Source organism: Gordonia liuliyuniae (genome assembly GCF_021739025.1).
In the GTDB taxonomy this organism is placed as follows: Bacteria; Actinomycetota; Actinomycetes; order Mycobacteriales; family Mycobacteriaceae; genus Gordonia; species Gordonia liuliyuniae.
In genome coordinates this window covers 190,000-211,475 of the sequence record NZ_JAKKOT010000008.1, presented here as the reverse complement: position 1 = coordinate 211,475, position 21,476 = coordinate 190,000, and the positions used below count along the sequence as shown (strand labels likewise).

General features: G+C 66.6%; 18 protein-coding genes. 4 read left to right on the top strand and 14 right to left on the bottom strand.

What is annotated here, in order from left to right; all coding sequences use genetic code 11:
- Window positions 1-25 precede the first annotated feature (25 nt).
- The 5 genes from L5G28_RS18295 to rpsL form a co-directional block, all read right to left on the bottom strand.
- Window positions 26-778: an alpha/beta fold hydrolase gene (locus tag L5G28_RS18295; RefSeq protein ID WP_237002769.1), complete on the bottom strand. Its 753-nt coding sequence runs from the start codon at window positions 776-778 to the stop codon at window positions 26-28.
- Between the two features lie 472 nt (window positions 779-1,250).
- Entirely contained in the window at window positions 1,251-2,441 is a 1,191-nt protein-coding gene (gene tuf / locus L5G28_RS18290) for an elongation factor Tu (RefSeq protein WP_237002768.1), read from the bottom strand.
- 203 nt (window positions 2,442-2,644) lie between these two features.
- Entirely contained in the window at window positions 2,645-4,750 is a 2,106-nt protein-coding gene (gene fusA / locus L5G28_RS18285; protein WP_237002767.1) for an elongation factor G, read from the bottom strand.
- Window positions 4,751-4,866: 116 nt separating this feature from the next.
- Window positions 4,867-5,337, bottom strand: a complete 471-nt coding sequence (gene rpsG, locus L5G28_RS18280; protein ID WP_161062017.1) for a 30S ribosomal protein S7 — start codon at window positions 5,335-5,337, stop codon at window positions 4,867-4,869.
- Window positions 5,338-5,342: 5 nt separating this feature from the next.
- Entirely contained in the window at window positions 5,343-5,714 is a 372-nt protein-coding gene (rpsL, locus tag L5G28_RS18275) for a 30S ribosomal protein S12 (protein ID WP_236999000.1), read from the bottom strand.
- Between the two features lie 459 nt (window positions 5,715-6,173).
- Between rpsL and L5G28_RS18270 the strand changes: the two genes are divergently transcribed.
- Entirely contained in the window at window positions 6,174-7,445 is a 1,272-nt protein-coding gene (locus L5G28_RS18270) for a CynX/NimT family MFS transporter (RefSeq protein ID WP_372477253.1), read from the top strand.
- Here L5G28_RS18270 and L5G28_RS18265 read toward each other — a convergent pair.
- The 8 genes from L5G28_RS18265 to L5G28_RS18230 all read right to left on the bottom strand — a co-directional run bounded on the left by L5G28_RS18265 (window position 7,442) and on the right by L5G28_RS18230 (window position 15,173).
- On the bottom strand, window positions 7,442-8,185 hold the full coding sequence (locus tag L5G28_RS18265) for an anti-sigma factor (RefSeq protein WP_237002766.1): 744 nt from the start codon (window positions 8,183-8,185) through the stop codon (window positions 7,442-7,444). The genes L5G28_RS18270 and L5G28_RS18265 overlap by 4 nt on opposite strands.
- Entirely contained in the window at window positions 8,178-8,831 is a 654-nt protein-coding gene (gene sigK / locus L5G28_RS18260) for an ECF RNA polymerase sigma factor SigK (RefSeq protein ID WP_265744576.1), read from the bottom strand. The genes L5G28_RS18265 and sigK overlap by 8 nt, the downstream gene beginning before the upstream one ends.
- A gap of 15 nt (window positions 8,832-8,846) precedes the next feature.
- Window positions 8,847-9,641, bottom strand: a complete 795-nt coding sequence (locus L5G28_RS18255) for a DUF1295 domain-containing protein (protein ID WP_237002764.1) — start codon at window positions 9,639-9,641, stop codon at window positions 8,847-8,849.
- Complete coding sequence (locus L5G28_RS18250) at window positions 9,638-10,906, bottom strand: SAM-dependent methyltransferase (protein WP_237002763.1); 1,269 nt, start codon at window positions 10,904-10,906, stop codon at window positions 9,638-9,640. Before L5G28_RS18250 ends, L5G28_RS18255 begins: the two co-directional genes overlap by 4 nt.
- Entirely contained in the window at window positions 10,903-11,661 is a 759-nt protein-coding gene (locus L5G28_RS18245) for a DUF1365 domain-containing protein (protein ID WP_237002762.1), read from the bottom strand. Before L5G28_RS18245 ends, L5G28_RS18250 begins: the two co-directional genes overlap by 4 nt.
- Entirely contained in the window at window positions 11,658-13,010 is a 1,353-nt protein-coding gene (locus L5G28_RS18240; RefSeq protein WP_237002761.1) for an NAD(P)/FAD-dependent oxidoreductase, read from the bottom strand. Before L5G28_RS18240 ends, L5G28_RS18245 begins: the two co-directional genes overlap by 4 nt.
- Window positions 13,011-13,053: 43 nt before the next feature.
- Window positions 13,054-14,400 carry a TIGR01777 family oxidoreductase gene (locus L5G28_RS18235; protein WP_237002760.1) on the bottom strand — a complete coding sequence of 449 codons (1,347 nt, stop codon included), beginning with the start codon at window positions 14,398-14,400 and terminating at the stop codon, window positions 13,054-13,056.
- A 104-nt stretch (window positions 14,401-14,504) separates the two neighbouring features.
- Window positions 14,505-15,173, bottom strand: coding sequence for a fasciclin domain-containing protein (locus tag L5G28_RS18230; RefSeq protein ID WP_237002759.1), 669 nt, complete (start codon window positions 15,171-15,173; stop codon window positions 14,505-14,507).
- 223 nt (window positions 15,174-15,396) lie between these two features.
- On the opposite strand from L5G28_RS18230, the gene L5G28_RS18225 reads away from it, so the two are divergent.
- Entirely contained in the window at window positions 15,397-17,142 is a 1,746-nt protein-coding gene (locus tag L5G28_RS18225) for a cytochrome c biogenesis protein DipZ (protein WP_237002798.1), read from the top strand.
- 22 nt (window positions 17,143-17,164) lie between these two features.
- On the opposite strand, the gene L5G28_RS18220 is transcribed toward L5G28_RS18225, so the two are convergent.
- The gene (locus tag L5G28_RS18220) at window positions 17,165-18,049 is read right to left on the bottom strand and encodes an exodeoxyribonuclease III (RefSeq protein WP_237002758.1); all 885 of its coding nucleotides are present in this window, start codon (window positions 18,047-18,049) and stop codon (window positions 17,165-17,167) included.
- Window positions 18,050-18,193: 144 nt separating this feature from the next.
- On the opposite strand from L5G28_RS18220, the gene L5G28_RS18215 reads away from it, so the two are divergent.
- Window positions 18,194-19,798 (top strand): helix-turn-helix domain-containing protein, encoded by a 1,605-nt coding sequence (locus tag L5G28_RS18215; RefSeq protein WP_237002757.1) that lies wholly within the window; start codon window positions 18,194-18,196, stop codon window positions 19,796-19,798.
- Between the two features lie 142 nt (window positions 19,799-19,940).
- A complete protein-coding gene (locus L5G28_RS18210; RefSeq protein WP_236998988.1) occupies window positions 19,941-21,437 on the top strand; it encodes an aldehyde dehydrogenase family protein in 1,497 nt (498 codons plus the stop codon).
- The last annotated feature ends 39 nt before the right edge of the window (window positions 21,438-21,476 follow it).

Sequence of the window (21,476 nt, the reverse complement as noted above, 5' to 3'; positions counted from 1 at the left end):
ATGGACTCGTCACAACAGGGGCGTCTCACGACAGGTGAGCGAGAACCACCTCGGTGAACTCGTCGCGCCGATCGCGGTGCACGCTGTGGCCCGCCTCGATCGTCAGGAAATCGCCTGACGGCAGCGCGTAGGCAAGGTCGCGCAGATGCCTCGGCGGCAGGAAGCTGCGTCGTCCACCCGACACGACAAGTGTCGGTGCCGTGACCTGCTGAAGACTGCACCACCACGCGGGCTCGGCGATGGCAAACGCCGACATCACCGGATCACCCAGAGCACGGTCGAACCGTAGAAATGGTCCAGGGTTGGCGACGAGCGACCCTATCCCCCGGATCCGCTCCACCAACGTCGCGGACGGGGTGACCTCCTCGGCGAGATCGGCGGCATCGCGCGGGATCGGCGGAACCTCTTCGAGCACGATCCGGCGGGCGCGTTGGGGTGCCGAGATGGCGAACCGGAGTGCCGTGTGGGCACCCAGCGAGTGTCCGACGAGGTCGACGCGCTCGGCACCGAGGTCATCGACGACGGCGGAGAGGTCGTCACGGAAGTCGTCGAGGAGATACGACTCTGCGGGCCCGGTCCGCCCATGGCCACGCATGTCGAAACTGACCACCGTCCGACCGGCCTTGCGGAGCTTGCTCGCCAGCGGACGCCACGTCGTACGATCGCCGCCCATGCCGTGGACCAGGACCACCGGGACACTGGCCGGGTCGAGCGGCCCCGACACCTGGATCGACAACGACAGCCCGGCACGCGTCAGCGTGCGACGTTGAGACACCATGACGTCCAGACTAATGTCGGCCGATGCGGCGCCGCGCTCCGGGAACCTCAGTTCTCGAAGAACTCGTTCGAACACCGTGCTTCCGAGGAGCATCGCGAAGTTCCGCGGTCGACGCCAGATCCTCCGGCGTCGCCGTCGGATACACGACCGAGTCCACCTGGGCGGCGATGTCGAGGAGCGCGACGTCGGCCTTGACCCGCCGATTGGCCCTGCTCGTACGGGGCGTCGCTCGACACGCGAAAGAGCCCCGCTCCGACGAATCGGAGCGGGGCTCTTTCAGACCTCGATGCGAGGTCAGCGGGTCTACTGCGCCCGGCGGGTGGTCATCACTTGATGATCCGTGATGTCCCGCCGGGCACCGCAAAAATCACTTCCGCTACTGCGCCCGGCGGGTGGTCATCACTTGATGATCCGTGATGTCCCGCCGGGCACCGCAAAAATCACTTCCGCTACTGCGCCCGGCGGGTGGTCATCACTTGATGATCTTCGTGACGCGACCGGCACCGACGGTGCGGCCACCCTCGCGGATCGCGTAGCGCAGGCCTTCGTCCATGGCGACCGGCTGGATGAGCTTGACGAGCATCTCAGTGTTGTCGCCCGGCATGACCATCTCGGTGCCCTCAGGAAGGGTCACGACACCGGTCACGTCCGTGGTGCGGAAGTAGAACTGCGGACGGTAGTTGTTGAAGAACGGGGTGTGACGGCCACCCTCGTCCTTCGACAGGATGTACGCCTGGCCCTCGAACTCCGTGTGCGGGGTCGTGGTGCCCGGCTGCACGATGACCTGACCGCGCTCGACGTCCTCACGCTTGAGGCCGCGGAGCAGCAGACCGGCGTTGTCGCCAGCCTGTGCCGAGTCGAGGAGCTTGTGGAACATCTCGATACCGGTGACGGTGGTCTTGGTGCTCTTCTCGCGGATGCCGACGATCTCGACCTCAGCGTTGACGTTGATCTCGCCACGCTCGACGCGACCGGTGACAACGGTGCCACGACCGGTGATCGTGAAGACGTCCTCGACGGGCATCAGGAACGGCTTCTCGGTCTCGCGGACCGGGTCCGGGATCGACTCGTCGACGGCAGCCATCAGGTCCTGGACGGACTTGACCCACTTCTCGTCGCCCTCGAGCGCCTTCAGCGCCGAGATCGGCACGACCGGTGCGTCCTCGTCGAACTCCTGGGCGGCCAGCAGTTCGCGGACCTCCATCTCGACGAGCTCCATGATCTCTTCGTCGTCGACCATGTCGGCCTTGTTCAGTGCGACGAGGATGTAGGGGACGCCGACCTGGCGGGCCAGGAGGACGTGCTCGCGGGTCTGCGGCATCGGGCCGTCGGTGGCGGCCACGACCAGGATCGCGCCGTCCATCTGGGCGGCACCGGTGATCATGTTCTTGATGTAGTCGGCGTGACCCGGAGCGTCGACGTGAGCGTAGTGACGCTTCTCCGTCTGGTACTCGACGTGGGAGATGTTGATCGTGATACCACGAGCCTTCTCCTCAGGCGCCTTGTCGATCTGATCGAAAGCGAAGCTCTCGTTCAGGTCCGGGTACTGGTCTGCCAGCACCTTGGTGATGGCAGCCGTGGTGGTGGTCTTGCCGTGGTCGACGTGACCGATGGTGCCGATGTTCACGTGCGGCTTGGTCCGCTCGAACTTCGCCTTCGCCACTTGATGTCCTCCTGGACTTCTCTGCGCCACCGGGTGGTTCCCGGTCGACGGTGTATGGGTTCCCTGTACCGATACTCATCTGTACCACTACGGGGAGGCTTCTTACATGGTCCCCGATCGACGGCGGGAGCCGCCGATCGGGGTATTGGTTTGTCCACGCTGGCGTGGTCCGCCAATGGGTTCCGCCAAGACGGCGAGCGGTTCTACTCGCCCGTCGCCTTCGCGATGATCTCCTTCGACACGTTCGCCGGAACTTCAGCGTACGAGTCGAAGACCATGGAGTAGTTTGCGCGGCCCTGGGTCTTCGACCGAAGGTCTCCGATGTAGCCGAACATCTCCGACAGCGGAACCTGAGCCTTCACGACTCGAGCGCCGCTGCGCTCCTCCATGGCCTGGATCTGACCACGGCGGGAGTTGAGGTCGCCGATGACGTCGCCCATGTAGTCTTCCGGAGTCGTGACCTCGACGGCCATGATCGGCTCCAGGATGACGGGCTGTGCCATCTTCGCAGCCTCTTTGAGGGCCTGCGAACCGGCGATCTTGAAGGCCATCTCCGACGAGTCGACGTCATGGTACTGACCGTCGAGCAGGGTGACCTTCAGGTTGACCAGCGGGTAGCCGGCCAGCACACCGTACTGCATCGCGTCCTGCGCACCGGCATCCACCGAAGGGATGTACTCGCGCGGGACACGGCCGCCGGTGACGGCGTTCTTGAACTCGTAGGTCGCGCCTTCTTCGCCGTCGACCAACGGTTCGAGCTTGATGATGACCTTCGCGAACTGGCCCGAGCCACCCGTCTGCTTCTTGTGGGTGAACTCGTGCTTGTCGACGGTCTTGCGGATCGTCTCGCGGTAGGCGACCTGGGGCTTGCCGACGTTCGCCTCGACCTTGAACTCGCGCTTCATGCGATCGACGAGGATGTCGAGGTGGAGCTCGCCCATGCCGCCGATGACGGTCTGGCCGGTCTCGTCGTCCAGGTTCACCGAGAAGGTCGGATCCTCTTCGGCGAGTTTCTGGATCGCGGTGCCCAGCTTCTCCTGGTCGGACTTGGTCTTCGGCTCGATCGAGACGTTGATGACCGGGTCCGGGAAGCTCATCGACTCGAGGACGATCGGAGCGCTGGTGTCACACAGGGTGTCACCGGTCGTGGTGTCCTTGAGGCCGATCATCGCGTAGATGTGGCCGGCCACCGCGTCTTCGACCGGGTTCTCCTTGTTGGCGTGCATCTGGAAGAGCTTGCCGATGCGCTCCTTCTTGCCCTTGGTGGCATTCAGGACCTGCGTGCCCGGGTCGACGCGACCCGAGTACACACGCACGAACGTCAGCTTGCCGAAGAACGGGTGAGCAGCGATCTTGAACGCGAGCGCCGAGAACGGCTCGTCCTTCGACGGCTTGCGGGAGATGATCTCTTCCTCGTTGCCGACGACGTGGCCCTCGATCTCGCCGACGTCGAGCGGGTTCGGGAGGTAGTCGATGACGGCGTCGAGCATGGGCTGAACGCCCTTGTTCTTGAACGCCGAACCACACAGCACCGGGTAGATCTCGGAGTTGATCGTCAGCTTGCGGATCGCACCCTTGATCTCGTCGATCGTCAGTTCCTCACCGGAGAAGTACTTCTCCATGAGGGCTTCGTCCGACTCGGCGACCGTCTCGAGAAGCTTCTCGCGGTACTCGGCAGCCTTGTCGGCCAGCTCCGCGGGGATCTCCTCGATGGTCGGCTCGGCACCGATCGCGACAGTGCCGCGCCAGGTGATGGCCTTCATCTCGATCAGGTCGACGACGCCGTCGAAGGCATCCTCGGCGCCGATCGGGAGCTGCATGACGAGCGGCTTCGCACCGAGACGATCGATGATCGTCTGCACGGTGAAGTAGAAGTCCGCGCCCATCTTGTCCATCTTGTTGACGAAGCAGATGCGGGGGACGTCGTACTTGGTGGCCTGGCGCCAGACCTGCTCGGACTGGGGCTCGACACCCTCTTTGCCGTCGAAGACGGCGACGGCGCCGTCGAGGACGCGAAGCGCGCGCTCGACCTCGACCGTGAAGTCGACGTGGCCGGGAGTGTCGATGACGTTGATCTGGTTGTTGTCCCAGAAGCAGGTCACGGCGGCGGAGGTGATGGTGATACCACGCTCCTTCTCCTGCTCCATCCAGTCGGTCGTCGACGCACCGTCGTGGGTCTCACCGATCTTGTAGTTCACACCGGTGTAGTAGAGGATGCGCTCGGTGGTGGTGGTCTTGCCGGCATCGATGTGGGCCATGATGCCGATGTTGCGGACCTTGGTCAGGTCGGTCAGCACTTCCTGTGCCACTTATTCGCCTCGCATTTTCGCTAGAGGTTGGAATTGGTTCTTCGACGACCATCCGCCCGAGGGCAAAGGGCCGATGAACGCGGATCGGGGGTGACCCGATCCGCGTCCGGCGGTTGTCACCAGCGGTAGTGCGCGAACGCCCGGTTGGCTTCAGCCATCTTGTGGGTGTCTTCGCGGCGCTTCACCGAAGCTCCGAGACCGTTCGACGCGTCGAGCAGCTCGTTGGCGAGACGCTCGACCATCGTCTTCTCACGACGCTGACGGCTGAACGTGACGAGCCAGCGGAGAGCCAACGTGTTGGCGCGGCCCGGCTTGACCTCGATCGGCACCTGGTAGGTGGCACCACCGACGCGGCGGCTCTTGACCTCGAGGGTCGGCTTGACGTTGTCGAGTGCACGCTTGAGCGTGACGACGGGGTCGGTGCCGGTCTTCTCACGAGCCTGCTCGAGAGCCTGGTAGACGATCCGCTCGGCGGTCGACTTCTTGCCGTCCAGCAGGATCTTGTTGACGAGCTGCGTGACCAGGGGCGAACCGTAGACCGGGTCGTTGATCAGCGGGCGCTTGGGAGCGGGTCCTTTACGTGGCATCTAGATCAGCTTCCCTTCTTGGCGCCGTAACGGCTACGAGCCTGCTTGCGGTCCTTGACACCCTGGGTGTCGAGCGAGCCGCGGATGATGCGGTAGCGAACACCGGGGAGGTCCTTCACACGTCCGCCGCGAACGAGCACCATCGAGTGCTCCTGCAGGTTGTGGCCCTCACCCGGAATGTAGGCGGTGACCTCGACGCCACTCGTCAGGCGCACACGGGCGACCTTACGAAGAGCGGAGTTCGGCTTCTTGGGGGTGGTGGTGTACACGCGAGTGCACACGCCGCGCCGCTGCGGGCTCCCCTTCAGGGCGGCGGTCTTCTTGATCGTCGCCTTGTCCTTGCGGCCCTTGCGGACCAGCTGGTTAATAGTTGGCACTGAGTTCTTTTCTCCTTGTGGGCCGACTCCCGTCGGTCCTTCTTCTCGTCACGGTTAGTGCTCCGGGCACGTCTTCCGGTCCGCACGCAGGCATGCACCCGCATACGCTCCGAACGATGTCCGCAACTCGCCCCACCGGCGCGTCTGCGCCGGTCAACTGCAATATCGCCACCCCGAGGTCGGGCGTGTCAGCCACGCCGTATCCGGCTCGCGATCCCGCCTCCCCCGAAACGGGTTCGGAAGAGAATTCGGGCAGCACCTACCGTGGGCAGGTGCCGACGCAATACTTTACCGCCCCGGTTTACCCTGGTCAAAATCATTGACATGCGAGGTTGAACACGGTCCGAACAGCCGGAAACGCCCGCAACGCATGTCCCGTCACGCTGTGGGGCAGCCTGTGACCGGTCGCACCGCAAAAGAATTCGCGTCGCCCCGACGGCGGCTGCGACCATTGGTTCGGTGACGACCATGCCGCAGACTCAGACGTTCGAACGATACGGATCGGGAAGTCTGCGAGGTCGGATCATCGTCCTTCTCGCGATCGTCGTGTTCGCGTTCTCGCTGCGCACCGCGGTCACCTCGCTGACTCCTCTGCTCGAACGCGTCTCCGAGGACGTCGGATTCGGCACCGCAGTCAGCGGGTTGCTCGGCATGCTGCCGACGCTCGCGTTCGGCGTCGCGGGGATCGTCTCGCCGGGACTGGGGCGCCGGTTCGGCATCGAACAGGTGATGCTCGCCGCCGTCGTCATCACCGGTGTCGGCATCGCAGCACGGTCGCTGAGCCAGAACGTCGCCGTGCTGGTCGTCCTCTCGTGTGTCGCCCTGTTCGGCATGGGTATCGGAAACATCCTGATCCCGCCGCTGGTGAAGCGCTACTTCGCCGACCGGATCGCCCCGATCAGCACGGCATACATCATCTTCGTGCAGGCGGGGACCGTGATCCCGGCCGCGGTCGCGATCCCGTTGGCCGACGCGGTCGACTGGCGGTTCTCACTCGGCGTGTGGGCGCTCGTCCCGCTCGCTGCGCTCGGCCCGTGGCTGTGGGTGGTCCGCGAACGACGCGCGGCCGCCCGACGCGAAGTCGCGGGCCGACGAGACGCGGCCGTCGTCGACGAGTCGGCGCCCCCGGTTCCAGACGCCACGATCTCGATGTGGCGCAGCCCGATGGCGTGGGGCATGACGTTCATGTTCGGCATGACGTCAGCAGGCACATACGCGATGTTCACGTGGATGCCGAAGATCATCACCGATGCCGGCGGCAGCGAGTCGCTCGGCGGCACGGCCGTCGCCGTGTTCTCCGGTGTCGGCCTGGCCGCCACATTCGTCGCACCGACGTTGTCGACGCGGTTCGCCAACCCGTTCGGTTTCACCGTGCTGTTCGCGGCGTGCTGGTTCGCGGGTTTCGCGGGACTCATGTGGGCCCCGCTGTCGGCTCCGTTGGTGTGGGCTCTTCTCTGCGGTCTCGGCCCGACGACATTCCCGATGGCGTTGACCCTCATCAACGTGCGGACGCGGACGAGCGCCGCGTCCGCGTCGCTGTCGGGTTTCGCGCAGGGCGTCGGCTATCTGCTCGCCTGCGCGGGCCCGTTGCTGTTCGGCGTGCTGCACGATGTGACACACGGCTGGGGCGTCCCGTTCCTACTCGTCGTCGGCATGGTCCTCGTGATGTTGTGCGGGGCGTGGGTCATCTGCAAGCCGCGCTACCTCGAGGACCAGGCGGCGGGACGCTAACCGAGCGACATCTCGGAGACAGTCGGCCCGATACGCAGTTCGGGCGTCGCCATGTCACCGACGGTGAACGCCATCGCCGTCGCATCGCCGAGATCGTCGAGAACCACCGTCGTCGACGGAGCGACGTCGTCCGGAGCCATCACTCCGCCCAGGCGGGTTTCGTCCGGCCCTACCAGCCACAGCTGATAGACCTTGCCCGCGTCCGGCGGGGTGACGTCGTTCATGACGAGGACGCCCGCACCCGCCGACGGTGAGAACGTCACCGACGCTCGCCCCTTCGCCAGTTCGCCGCTCACGGTGCGCACGTCTGTCGCCTCGAAGACGCGTTCGGCCGTCGTCTGGGCAGGTTCGTCTCGACCGGACATCGCGTAGCCGACCACGCCGCCGCCCACGGCGATGACGGCCGCGACCGCTGCCGCGACGGCGCCCCACCGGATCCGGCTCGCCCGCCGTCGGTCGGCGAGCTGATCGCGCTCGGCGGCCGCGAGCAGTTCGTCGCGCAGGCCCGCGCGCGGCGCCTGTTCGGTGAGTTCGCCGAAGTCGGCCAACGTGTCACGGACGGCGGCGACTTCGACGTCGAAGGCGCGACGAGTCATCGCATCGGCGCGCTGGACACGCTTCTCGACACTCGCGTGTTCGGACTCGGAGAGTGCATCGAGCGCAACCAGCGGTGCGAGATCGAGTAGATCGTCAGCGTCCACGTGGCCGGTCTCCCCAGCACCGCTCATATCGTCACTCACTTTCCAAACACCCCCTCAGCTTCTTCAATCCGTCGCGGATCCGGCTCTTCACCGTCGGCAGTCCGACCGCCAGCGCGTCGGACACCTCTCGATACGACAGCCCTTGGTAGTAGGCGAGTCCGATTGCCTGCGACTGCAGTTCACTGAGACCGCCCAGGCATCGTCGTACGCGGCGGCCCTGTTCGCGCATCTGGACCGTATCGCCGACCTCATCACCGAGTTCGACGAGTTGCTTTGCGCCGTAATAGGAATCGCGGCGCGATGCCGACGACTCCGATCGCACCCGGTCGACGGCGCGTCGGTGAGCTATCGCGAGCAGCCACGCGATCGGTGACCCGTCGGTGCGGCGATACTTCTCTGCGCCCCGCCAGACCTGCAGGTACACCTCCTGAGTGACCTCTTCGCTGTATCCGGGATCGCGCAGCACGCGCAGCACCATGCCGTAGATGCGCGCACTGGTCTGGTCGTACAGTTCGGCGAAGGCGTCCATCTCGCCCGCTGCACTCGCCTCTATCAGGGCGTCCAGACCGGTATCGGTCGCCGCGGAACGCGTCACTGCAGATCTCCAGGTCTCATCGGACAACAGCTTAGCCCTCGATGCCGTCGGTCGGGTGCGCCCGATGGGAGTCTCAGCGAAGGCCGTCATGGCGGATCGACTCCATCAGGGGCTCCGGCGCGGTGGACGCGGCAGGAAATAGGAGGTTCGCGCACAGTAGTCGGCGTATCCGGGTCTGTCGGCCATCGCCGCTTCGAGACGGCGTGCCCCGGTCGCGTAGACGATGAAGTAGGTCATCGCGACCGGTGACAGCACGGTCAGGACTGCGGGCAGCCCTCCCGATGCGGCGATGAGCCACAGCCCCCACCACAGGCAGGCATCGCCGAAGTAGTTCGGGTGGCGCGTCCACCCCCACAGCCCCCGATCCATGATCGGACCCCGGTCGGGGTCGGCCTTGTACGCACGCAGTTGGGCGTCGCCGATCGCTTCGAAAGAGAATCCGACGAGGGCCGCCGCTACACCGACTACGAGGAGAATCCAGCCCGGTCCAGTCGTCGCCCCGCACACCGCGGAGACCACGATCGGCAGGCCGACCCAGAGTTGGGAGGCCCCCTGGGTCGCGAAGACCTTCCCGATGACCGTACCCACCGTCGGGTCCTGTCCCAGGTAGTCGACGTAGCGAGGATCCTCGCCGTGGCCGCGCGTTTTGACGTGCATATGCCAGGACAGGCGCAGACCCCATACGGCGACTACGACGGCGAGCACGATACGGCGTGTGAGGTCGCCGCCGCCGAGCACGAGCGCAACGACGCCGATGCCGACGAAGCCGAGACCCCAGATAACGTCGACGACGTTGTATCGCCGGATGCGGTGGCCGACGGCGAACGCGGCGCCCTGCAGGACGACGATCCACACCGCGCATACCGCGAGGACCGTCACTGCTCCCGAGATGCCCGTCATCGGCCTGCGCCCTTCGTGTAGACGAGGTGGCAGACGTCGAGGTACCGCGAGGCGAAGCCCGCCTCGGAGTAGGCGAGGTAGAACGTCCACATCCGGACGAACGTGTCGTCGAATCCCAGTTCTGCCACCCGATCCCGGTGTGCGCTGAAGCGTTCGCGCCAGAGTTCGAGAGTCTTCGCATAGTGCAGGCCGAACGATTCGGCGTATGTCGGCGTGAGGCCGGACAACGCCGCCGCGTGGCGAAGCGCCTGCTCGGACGGGATCTGACCGCCGGGGAAGATGTATTTGTGCACCCAGGTGTAGGTGCCGGTCGAGGCCAGCACCCGGTCGTGCGGCATGGTGATCGCCTGGATCGCGGCCCGCCCGCCCGGTGCGAGGACCCGGTTGATCGTGGCGAAGTAGTCGCCCCAGTAGTCGCGTCCGACGGCTTCGACCATCTCGACGGAGACCACGGCGTCGTAGTCACCGTCGACGCTGCGGTAGTCGGCGAGATCGACCCGGATGCGGTCGGCGAGGCCTGCGGAGGTCGCGCGTCGTCGTGCCGCCGCCTGCTGCTCGTGCGAGAGCGTGATGCTCCGGACTACGGCTCCCCGCTCCGCCGCGCGGACCGCGAGCTCGCCCCAGCCGGTCCCGATCTCCAGCAGCCGAGTGCCCGACTCGACGCCTGCCTGATCGAGGAGCCGGTCGATCTTGGCGCGCTGCGCATCGGCGAGATCGTCCCAGTCGGCATGCGCGGCCGCATCGTCGGATCCGAAATACGCACTCGAATAGGTCATGGTCTCATCGAGAAACGATGCGAAGAGGTCGTTGGACAGGTCGTAGTGACGCGAGATGTTCGATCGCGTGTTGGCCAGCGAATTCTCCTCGTCGCGCGGATGGCTCGGCAGGATGATCGGACGGAGCCGCTGCAACGCCGCAGGCACGATGTCGGCGATGCGCTGTGCGAGCGGGGTGAGAGTCGCGACCAGGTCGTCTGCCGTCCACTCCCCCGCCATATACGATTCGCCGAAACCGATGAGCCCCGCCGTCCCGACTCGCCGGAACAGTGCGTCTTCATCGTGGACGATCATTCGCGGAGCGTCCGGCGGAAGGCCGGCCGTCGCGCGCCGGAACAATGCTTCGGCGGCCCGACCGCGAATTCGCGCCGTCACCGATTCCGGGCGGGCGGCGACATCCGGCCACCTCGCGGGGTCGACGGCCGAACCCCTGTCGTCGAGGTCGCGGCTCTGCGCGATGTCGTTCTCGTACAGTCGGTCGATGGTCATCGAAGGGCCTTTCGGTTGCAGGTCTTCTCGGGTGCCGGGCGGGGGACGATGGGCAGGCCGCGCATCCACAGCGCGATGCCCTGTACGCGGATTCGAGCGGCGACCATCCATGGCGCCAGCGGGGCGGACAGTTGAGCGCGGAGGACGGCGCGCGGTGTCGCGGGACGTGACCGGCCCACGAGGGTCGCGATGAACGGCGCGTCGTCGGGTCGGTGGAGCGTGATACCGAGCGAGACCCGGCCGTCCTCGTCCGGGGTCGGCAGGCGGAGGCGATAGCTGCCGTCGACGTCGTTGAACGGTGACACGTAGAACTCTTTGGGCACACTGGCGCGGCCGTCGGCGTCGGGATGCACCACGTAGCAGTGCCGCTGCGAATACGTGTTGTGGACCTCGGCGACGACACAGGCGAGGGTCCCGTCTGCGTGGTGGCACCAAAAAACGCTGAGCGGGTTGAAGACGTAGCCTGCGACCCGCGGGGACGTCAGGACGATCACCCGACCGGTCGGCGCTTGAATGCCTTCCGCGGCGAGGAACCCGGTGAGCCGATCGCGGAGCGTCTGTCCGTCGGTCACCGGCTGCGCGAAGTGGTCGGCGGCGCAGAAGCGGGCCAGCCATCGTCTGCCGACGCCGAGGTCGGGCAGCGCGTCGATGTCGACGAGCCAGTGCATGCTGCGGTAGACGAACCGGTTCTCCACGGGTTCGGTGCGCACGTGGGTGATCCGACTGGCCACGAGTCGCGGCGTATGGAGGCTCATCGCGCCCGCCCGATCAGGCCGTCGCCGTCGAGTGCTTCGCGATTCGAGACGGTCGACCACCCATCCCCGAGCCGCCCATTCCCGAGCCGCTCGGCTGCACGGGCGCCCGACGCCGCGCCGTCCTCGTGGAACCCCCATCCGTGGTAGGCGCCTGCAAACACGATCCGCGCGGTGTCGATGTCGGGCAGTCGCTTCTGCGCGGACACGGACGCCAGGTCGTAGACGGGGTGCTCATAGGTCATGGCCGAGACGATGTGCTGCGGATCGACGAGATCGGTGCGTCCCATCGTGACGAGGACGCGCTCGCCGCCGGTGGACAGACGCATCAGGCGCGTCAGATCGTAGGTGACGGCGACGTCGTCGCCGTCGTCGCGGATCTGGTAATTCCACGATGCACGGGCCCGCGACGATCGCGGAAGCAGGGACGTATCGGTGTGCAGGACAGCATGTTTGGGTAGGTACGCGATGTCGCCCAGTACCTCCCGCTGCATGCCGGTCGGTCGGTCGAGAGCGGCGAGCGCCTGGTGCGGATGAGTCGCGACGACGACCGCGTCGAACGTCTCGTTCAGACCGGGAGCCTCGATCCGCACGCCGTCCTCCGTTTCGCGGATGCCGCGGACCGGGGCGTCGACGAGCACGCGGCCGCCGGCCGACGCCAGTCGATCGGCGACGGCCTGCACGTAGGTCGCGGAGCCGCCGGTGACGGTCCGCCACGTCGGCGAACCGAAGACGGTGAGCATCCCGTGGTGGTCGAGGAACTCGAACAGGTAGCGAGCCGGGTAACGCCCCGCGGTGGCCGAGTCGCACGACCACACGGCGGCCACGAGCGGAAGCAGGAAGTTGTCGAGGAAGTAGTCCGACAGCCCTGCCTCCCGGACGAATTCGTCGAGGGCGACGTCGTTCCCCGGGTTGGTGAGGACCTCGTGGGCGAGTCGATGGAATCTCCGCACTTCGATGAGCATTCGGATGTGTCTGGGGCTCATCGCGTTACGCGGGTGCGGGAACAACCCGAGGGCGCCGCGCGCTCCCGCGTACTCCAGTCCGGTGAGTTCCGATCGCACGGACATCGACATGTCGGTGTCTTGCGTGGCGATCCCGAGTTCGGCGAACAGTGTCAGCAGTGTCGGGTACGTGCGGTCGTTGTGGACGATGAATCCGGTGTCCACCGAGACGTCGCCATCGAGCAGAGACACGGTCTGTGTGTGCGCGTGTCCGCCGAGACGGGAGTCGGACTCCAGGAGAGTCACGGTGTGGGTGCGCGCGAGGAGATGCGCGGCGGTCAGGCCGGCGACGCCACTGCCGACGACGGCGACCCGCGAGTGCGGTGGCAGATGTTTCGGTGCGGTCATGCCGGTCATTCGGAGCCGACACCGAATCGGATGGGTCGCCGGGCTACCGCCCGAGCTGGTGACGCAGCGAGTCCTCCAGTGTCTCGAACCGGAACCGGTGATCGGCCTCAGCGAGGACACGGCTCCCGATTCGCTGGTCGGCGAGCGCGAGTTCGTCGGCGCCCTGCTTCCCGAGGAGCAGCCTCGGGCCGAAGGCAGGCACCGGGAGGATCGCCGGACGGTGCACCACTCGGCCGAGAATCGCTGCAAAGTCGGACCCGGTCACCGGTTCGGGGCCGACCGCGTTGACCGGGCCGTCGAGACTCTCGTCGACGATCGCCCGCAGATAGACATCGATGAGGTCGTCGATGTCGATCCATGACAGCCACTGTCGACCGTCACCGAGTCGGCCGCCGAGACCTGTTTCGAACAGTCGCCGCTGCAGGCGGAGCACGCCGCCTTGCGGGCTCTGGACGATTCCGGTGCGGATCTGCACCGACCGCGTTCCGCCCACCGACGCGGTGCGGGCGGCGGCCTCCCACTCGTCGACGACGTCGGCGAGGAAGCCCTCTCCTCTGGCCGAGGACTCGTCGAGGAGTTCGTCTGGTCGATGCGCGCCGTAGAACCCGATCGCGGACGCGCTCACGAACACCCGGACCTCGGCACTGGCTGCGGCGAGCGCGGCGAGTCTCCGCGTGGGTTCGATCCGGGAGTCGACGATGGCGGCGCGGTGGCTTCCGGTGAACCGTCCGGCGATCGACTCACCGGCCAGGTGGATCACGGCGTCGACGCCGTCGAACAGGCCCGATGACGGGTCAGCCGGATCCCATGTCCGTTCGTCGGAGGTCTGCGCGGGGCGCCGAACGAGTCGGATCACACGGTGCCCGCCTGTGGAGAGGAATGCACACAGCGCGGAGCCGACGAGCCCCGATGCGCCGGTCACCGCGATGACGGACGGCGTCGATCCGGCGGCTCGTGTTCGCGCATGTGCGGCGAGATCGTCGGCGATCTGTCGGTGTCGGTACTCGAAGGTCGGACGCAGCAGCTTCGCCGGGACGGCGGTGTGCACGCGGTCGATGACCCGGGTGCGTCCTACACCGTCGTCGACGAATTCGTGTTCGTGCCGCCAGGATCCGGCGAATGCGGTCGGCAGGCCGCGGACACCGTCGGTGATCCGTTCGTCGACGAACGCGTGGGGCGGACGATAGTCGTCTGCTCGGTGCTGCGCCGTCCACCGGAGCCCGCCGGGCAGCCCGAGGACGGCCTGTCCGTCGGCCAACGACTCGGCTTCGCTGATCGCGGACATCGGCTGCCAGGGCGGCAGCAGTCTGCGAAGCGCTCCCGGCCTGGAGAACCACTCGAAGACGTCGTCGATCTCAGCGTCGACGGTGCTCGTGAATTCGATGCTCATATCGTCAACCTCTTCCGTCCATCGGGGCGTGCCATCGACTGTACGGTCGGCCCCTGAGGCGGGGCCGACCGTACGGTCTCGGATCGTCGAACCGGAGTCGGTCTCTACTTGTCGTCGGCGGGCGGCATGAGCACACCGTCGATGAGGTAGACGGTGGCGTTGGCGGTCTTGACGCCGCCACAGATCACGCCGGCGCCGTTCACCTTCAGGTCGTCACCGCTGCCGGTGACCTCGAGCGTGTCGCCCTGAACGGTCTTGTGCTCGCCGACGACCTTGTCGGGTGCGGCCTGGCCCTCGACGACGTGGTAGGTGAGCAGCGAGGTCAGGCCGGGTGCGTCGGTCTTGAGCGAGTCGATGGTCGCCGCGTCGACCTTCTCGAAGGCGTCGTCGACCGGTGCGAACACGGTGAACTCGCCGCCGTTGAGGGTGTCGACGAGGTTGACGTCGGGGTTGAGCTTGCCCGACAGCGCCGACGTGAGGGTGGTGAGCAAGGGGTTGTTGGACGCGGCGACTGCTACCGGTTCGGTTGACATCCCGGTCACCGAACCCGGTCCGGTCGGCACCTGCTTCGCGTAGTCGGCGCAGCCCGGGCCGACGAGGCCTGCGGCCGGATCGGCCGTCATCGCACTCGTGCTCATCGCGCCCGTGGTCATCGTCGAGTCGGCCGACTCGGTGGACGAGTCGTCGCTCGAGCACGCGGTCATCGTTGCGGCCACGGCGATCGCGAACGCCATCGCTGTCACCCGTGCACCGGTCGTCTTGGTGATGCTCATCTGCTGTCTCCCTTGTCGTGGACTGTCCGGCGGTCGCCGGGCATCTCCTGCTGTTACAAGGAGCCATTCGGAGCCGCGCTCGAATCGGATGGGCGGGGATCGAAAATTCTCTTCTTCGTCCCGTTCGGCGGGCGTCGAACGGCCGTCGCGCCGTGCGTCTGCGGACATACCACGCCGATGTCGACGTACCCATCCGATGGCGCATCCGCACCGAATGCCCGGCATGTACTCCATCGTGCTCATCGGATTCGTCGGCGGCCTGATCACCGGCATCTCTCCGTGCATCCTTCCGGTACTCCCGGTCGTATTCTTCGCAGGCGCTCACGAACCCCACGGCGAGACACCGACGTCGAGTACGGAAACTGCTTCCGCGGGCAGTCGGCGTCCACGGTTCTCGCACAAGAGTCGGCCGTATCGCGTGATCGGCGGTCTCGTCGTCAGTTTCGCGACCGTGACGCTGGTCGGGTCGAGTCTGCTGTCACTGCTGCATCTTCCACAGGACGCGTTCCGGTGGGCGGGTCTGATCGTCCTGACGACGATCGGCGTCGGCCTGATCGTTCCAGCGGTCGAGCGTCTACTCGAGAAACCTTTCTCACGTCTTCCCACTCGGTCGGTCGGCACGGGCAAGTCCGGATTCAATCTGGGCCTGGCGCTCGGCGTCCTCTATGTGCCGTGCGCGGGCCCCGTCCTCGCGGCGATCGTCGTGGCAGGCGCGACCGGCGACATCGGTTTCGACACGGTGGCGTTGACGTTGTCGTTCGCAGTCGGGGCGGCGCTTCCGCTTCTCGTCTTCGCGCTTGCCGGACGACGGGTGGCCGAGCGAGTGGCGGGCTTCCGTCGACACCAGCGCGGCATCCGCATCACGGCGGGTGTGGTGATGATCGGTCTCGCCATCGGCCTGGTGTTCAACGTACCCGCGGCATTGCAGCGCGCGATCCCGGACTATGCGAGCGCACTGCAGGATTCGGTCGGTGGTACCGACGATCTGACGGCGAGACTCGACATCGGCGGCATCGTCACCGATGAGAACCGTGAACTGTCCAACTGCACCGATGGCGCCGAACAGCTGCAGAGTTGTGGCACGGCGCCGCGCCTGTCGGGGATCAGCGAATGGTTCAACACGCCCGATGAGGCTCCGCTCGCGCTGTCGGAGTTGCGCGGCAAGGTCGTGCTCCTCGACTTCTGGGCGTACTCATGCATCAACTGCCAACGCAGCATCCCGCACGTCGTCGACTGGTACGAGAAGTATCGCGCCGCCGGATTGGAGGTGATCGGCGTCCACACGCCCGAGTACGCATTCGAGAAGGTTCCCGCGAATGTGAAGAAGGCAGCGGAGCGGCTGCGCATCACGTATCCGGTCGCTCTCGATCCGGCGTTCTCGACGTGGACGACATACCGCAACAGTTACTGGCCCGCCCACTATCTGATCGATGCGTCGGGGACGGTTCGCCACATCGAGTTCGGTGAGGGCGGATACGCGACCTCCGAGCGCCTGATCCGAGAACTGCTGATGCAGGCCGATCCGACCGCGACGTTGCCGCCGCCGTCCGAGCGGAGCGATACGACGCCCACCGAATCGACGACGCCCGAGACGTATCTGGGAGTCGGGAAGATGGTCAACTACCGCGGCCCGACACCGTACGTCGCCGGACGCAGCGAGTTCCGCCGTCCGGACACCCAACCGGCGGACACCTTCTGCCTCGACGGACCGTGGGACCTCGACTACCAGGGGGCGACGGCACGCGGTGACTCGTCGATCGGCCTCGACTACCACGCGAAGAACGTCTACATCGTGGTCGGTGGAACCGGAAGCATCACCGTGCGCCGCGACGGCGCCGACCCGACGGTCATCCCGATCAGCGGGCCGCCGACTCTCCACAAGATCGTCGGTTCCGCAGAGAATCAGCGCGGTCGCGTCGACGTGACTCCCACGCCCGGACTGCAGGTGTTCTCGTTCACCTACGGGTGAGACGGGCGCGGGTGGGTGGGTGTCAGTCGGCGACCGTGTGCGGCAGCTTCACCGATCCCGCTGCGACCTTCGCCGGTCGAGACGGCGGCGGCACCACGGGCCCGACGTTTCCGTCGGGAGCGGTGTCGAGGTCGACGAAGACCGGCGCGTGGTCACTCGGCTTGGTCCCCTTGCGGGCCTTGCGGTCCACCCACGCGGCCTGGACCCGGTCGGCGACGGGACCGCCGGCGAGGATCAGGTCGATCCGCATTCCGAGATCCTTGTGGAACATCCCTGCGCGATAGTCCCAGTAGGTGTAGATCCGTTCGTCCGGCCAGTGCTCGCGCATCGTGTCACGCAGTCCGAGGGCTTCGAACGCGGTGAGCGCATCGCGTTCGGGAGCCGTCACATGCGTGTGTCCGATGAACGCCGACGGATCGAAGCTGTCATGGTCGGTCGGGATGATGTTGAAGTCACCGCACAGCATGGTGGTGTCGGATTCGTCGACGATCGAGGCGCGCAGGGTCTCGAGCCAGGCGAGCTTGTAGTGGTAGTGGTCGGCGTCCACCTCGCGACCGTTGGGAACGTACAGCGAGTGGACGCGGACACCGTCGCACACGGCCGAGACGGCCCGGCCCTCAGGCGCGGCGTCGGAGTCCGGGAATCCCGGCGCACCGGCGAACGCGACACGCACATCGTCGAGCCCGACCCTGCTGAGCAGTGCGACCCCGTTCCACTGGCCCTGTCCGGCATGTGCGAACTCGTATCCGCGCGCAGCGAGCGCATCCCCGAGTTCGGCTGCGAACACCTCGTCGGACACCTTGGTCTCCTGGAGGCAGACCACGTCGGGGCCGCGCTCGTCGAGCCACGGGAGAAGCCGGGGCACACGCTGTTTCACCGAGTTGACGTTCCAGGTCGCTACACGCATGCGAACCACCGTAGCGCCACCACGATTTCGGCCCGATATCCGCTCTACGGGCTAGTCCTGACGCCATACGCGTTGGTACGACGATCCGACGACCCCGGCGGCCAACCGCTACCGGCCAGGTGTAATCCATGCCACAGTGGAGCCGTGACCACCTCCCTCCCCCATCGTGACGTGATCGCGGCATCGTGGCAGCGGGTCGCGTCGTCGGGACTGCAACGAGACGCCCGACCGGTGCCGAACGTCTCCGACATCGCATCCGCCGACCCGTTGCTGGACGCAGCGCGCCCGGTCCTCGCACGCGCCGTCGAGATCTTGAGTGGAACCGAGACGGCCCTGCTCCTGGTCGACAGTGAGAGTCGGATGGTCGCCCGCGTCTCGGCCGACGCCACCCTGGAGAACCGGTTGTCGGACGCCGGAGCCGTCGATGGCGCGGCCTTCGGTGAGGACGCGATGGGCACCACCGCGCTCGGCACCACCGCCGAGGTGCGCGGCGATGTGGTCATCAACGGTGGCGAGCACTACCTCGAGCAGTTCCGGTCGCTGAGCTGCTTCGGCCGACCCATCATCCATCCGGCGACGCGACGTCTCGCAGGCATCATCTGCATGACCGAAGTCGCCGACCGCGTGAACCCGCTGTCGGTGCCGTTGATCCGCGGCCTCGTCGACGACATCGCCGAACGACTGCTCAATCGGACGCACACCGACCACCGCGCTGTGGTCTCTGCGTTCGAACGCGCCTCGGCGCGCCGCGACACCGCGGTCGCAGCGGTCGGTGACGACCTTCAACTCACCAATTCGCTCGCCGCCCAACTCCTTGCCCCCGGCGACTTCGGCACGCTCGCACTCCTCGTCGGCGAACGGAATGCGCCGCCCGCCATCACCCTGGTCTCCGGGGTGGTCGCCGACGTCGCCGTCGACCGGGTGCCGGGAGTACGGCACGCAGCCGTCTTCCGTCTGCGCCCGCGGATCGAGGACGCCGTGCCCGCCTCGCCGCTCCGGTTGCCGAGCGAGATCGCTGCGACCACCGCGATCTGCGGTGAGGCTGGAACCGGCCGCACGACGCACGCCTACACGCGGGTGCCGCCAGAGGATGCGACGACCATCGACGTCGCCGCATCGATCCTGGACGGCTCACCGGTCGACGTCGCGGCCGTCCTGCGCACAGCCCGAATGTCGGGTCGCGGGGTAATTATCGACGGAGCCGACCTCCTCGATGAACGGTCGATGCGGCTGCTGCACGCAGCGGTCGCCGGCCGCGGATCGTCGGACCCGGCCCTGGTGGTCGTCACCGGGCCCGTCGAATCGTTGTCGAGCCCGGCTGCCGCGCTCACCGCCTGCTGCACGCGGCGGATCATCCTTCCACCGTTGCGCCAGCGCACCACAGAGTTGGCGTCTATCGGACAGGAAGTGTTGCAGCGCATAGATTCCCGCGTGAAGTTGCAGTCCGACGCCGCGGACGCGCTGGTGTGTCAGGAGTGGCCGGGCAACCTCATCGAGTTGACGATCGTCCTGCGTCGAGCCGTCGACTCGGCTCTCGCTCGCGGATCGCGCGCGATCGGAGCGATTGACCTCCCGGAGGAGTACCGCGGGTCCACGAGAGCCTCGAAGCTGCTGGGTCTGGAACAGGCCGAACGGCTGGCGATCCAGGAAGCTCTCGACGTGGCCCGCGGCAACAAGAGCCACGCGGCGTCGGCGTTGGGCATCAGTCGCACCACGCTGTACGCGCGAATACGCGCGCTCGGCATCTGACACCGCCGCTACGGGCGAGTCACCGCCGCGTGTCCACGCGGAGTGTTCAGTTTCCGTACACGCAGCGACGTCCCCGGCATGGGAGAAATAGTGCACCGCCCCAGTGGCGCACTTCACATATCGCTCTCGTCAGGAGGCACCGATGACCACGACTCTGGATACGGCACTTCTCCCCGCCGTCGCCGACTTCGTCTCGAAGGACCGCAAGATGCTGATCGGCGGCCAATGGGTCGACGCCGCGTCCGGCCGTACGTTCGCCACCCACGATCCGGCCACCGGACAGGTCATCACGAACGTCGCGCACGGCGAGGCCGCCGACATCGACCGCGCCGTCGCCGCGGCCCGGGCTGCGTACGAGGGGCCGTGGTCGCGGATGAAGCCGAACGAACGTGAACGTCTCATCTGGCGGGTCGGCGACATCCTCAGCGAACGCGCCGACGTGTTCGGTCAGCTCGAAGCCCTCGACAACGGCAAGTCCGTGGCGATCGCGACCGCGGTGGACGTCAGCTGGGCCGCCGACGTCTGGCGGTACAACGCCGGTCTGGCCACCAAGATCGCCGGATCGTCGATCACTCCGTCGATGCCGTTCGCGCCGGGCGGCCAGTTCCACGCCTACACCCGGCGCGAATCGCTCGGCGTGTGCGGCCAGATCGTTCCCTGGAACTTCCCGATCCTGATGTCCACCTGGAAGCTCGCGCCCGCGCTCGCGGCCGGAAACACTGTCATCCTCAAACCCGCCGAGCAGACGCCGTTGAGCGCACTGATGCTCGGCGAGGTGTTCGAGGAGGCCGGCTTCCCGCCCGGCGTCGTCAACATCGTTCCCGGATTCGGCGACGCGGGCGCGGCCCTGTCCGCCCACATGGACGTCGATAAGGTCGCGTTCACCGGGTCCACCGAGGTCGGCAAGAAGATCGTGCACGCCGCAACCGGCAACCTGAAGAAGGTCACTCTCGAACTCGGCGGCAAGAGCCCGAACATCATCTTCAACGACGCCGACATCGAAGCTGCGGTCGCCGGTTCGGTCGCCGCGTGGATGTTCAACCACGGCCAGTGCTGTGTCGCCGGGACACGCATGTACGTCCAGCGCGACATCTTCGACGACTTCACGCAGGCCGTCGCCGACGCCGCCGCACAGTCGAAGATCGGTCCGGGCCTGGACCCGACGACCGAACTCGGCCCGTTGGTGTCGCAGGAGCAGTTCGACCGAGTCAACGGGTTCATCCAGCAGGGTCTGGCCGACGGTGCCCGCGCCCTCACCGGCGGCAAGAGGTGGGGCGATGAGGGCTACTTCATCGAGCCGACGGTGTTCGTCGACGTGCAGCCCGAGTTCTCCATCGTCGAAGAGGAGATCTTCGGACCGGTCGTCTCCGCCCTCCCGTTCGACGACGAAGAGGACGTGGTCCGCGCCGCGAACGACTCGATCTACGGTCTGGCCGCAGGCATCTGGACGAAGGACCTGTCGAAGGCCCATCGCACCGCGGCCGCCGTCCAAGCCGGTTCGGTGTGGGTCAACCAGTACAACGGCTTCGACACCGCCCTCCCGTTCGGTGGATTCAAACAGTCCGGGTGGGGCCGTGAACTCGGCGACTCCGCGATCGACCTCTACACCCAGACCAAGTCCGTCAACATCGCACTCTGACCTCCCTGTTCGACCTCTGACCCCGTTCGGAAGGAAAAT

Excerpts from the sequence above, each read along its gene's own strand:
- L5G28_RS18235 (WP_237002760.1), bottom strand. The coding sequence starts at position 14,400 with ATGAGCATCGAATTCACGAGCACCGTCGACGCTGAGATCGACGACGTC.
- L5G28_RS18225 (WP_237002798.1), top strand. The coding sequence starts at position 15,397 with ATGTACTCCATCGTGCTCATCGGATTCGTCGGCGGCCTGATCACCGGC.
- L5G28_RS18250 (WP_237002763.1), bottom strand. The coding sequence starts at position 10,906 with ATGACCATCGACCGACTGTACGAGAACGACATCGCGCAGAGCCGCGAC.
- L5G28_RS18295 (WP_237002769.1), bottom strand. The coding sequence starts at position 778 with ATGGTGTCTCAACGTCGCACGCTGACGCGTGCCGGGCTGTCGTTGTCG.
- sigK (WP_265744576.1), bottom strand. The coding sequence starts at position 8,831 with ATGACGGCCTTCGCTGAGACTCCCATCGGGCGCACCCGACCGACGGCA.
- L5G28_RS18245 (WP_237002762.1), bottom strand. The coding sequence starts at position 11,661 with ATGAGCCTCCATACGCCGCGACTCGTGGCCAGTCGGATCACCCACGTG.
- L5G28_RS18255 (WP_237002764.1), bottom strand. The coding sequence starts at position 9,641 with ATGACGGGCATCTCGGGAGCAGTGACGGTCCTCGCGGTATGCGCGGTG.
- L5G28_RS18210 (WP_236998988.1), top strand. The coding sequence starts at position 19,941 with ATGACCACGACTCTGGATACGGCACTTCTCCCCGCCGTCGCCGACTTC.
- L5G28_RS18240 (WP_237002761.1), bottom strand. The coding sequence starts at position 13,010 with ATGACCGCACCGAAACATCTGCCACCGCACTCGCGGGTCGCCGTCGTC.
- L5G28_RS18220 (WP_237002758.1), bottom strand. The coding sequence starts at position 18,049 with ATGCGTGTAGCGACCTGGAACGTCAACTCGGTGAAACAGCGTGTGCCC.
- rpsG (WP_161062017.1), bottom strand. The coding sequence starts at position 5,337 with ATGCCACGTAAAGGACCCGCTCCCAAGCGCCCGCTGATCAACGACCCG.
- L5G28_RS18230 (WP_237002759.1), bottom strand. The coding sequence starts at position 15,173 with ATGAGCATCACCAAGACGACCGGTGCACGGGTGACAGCGATGGCGTTC.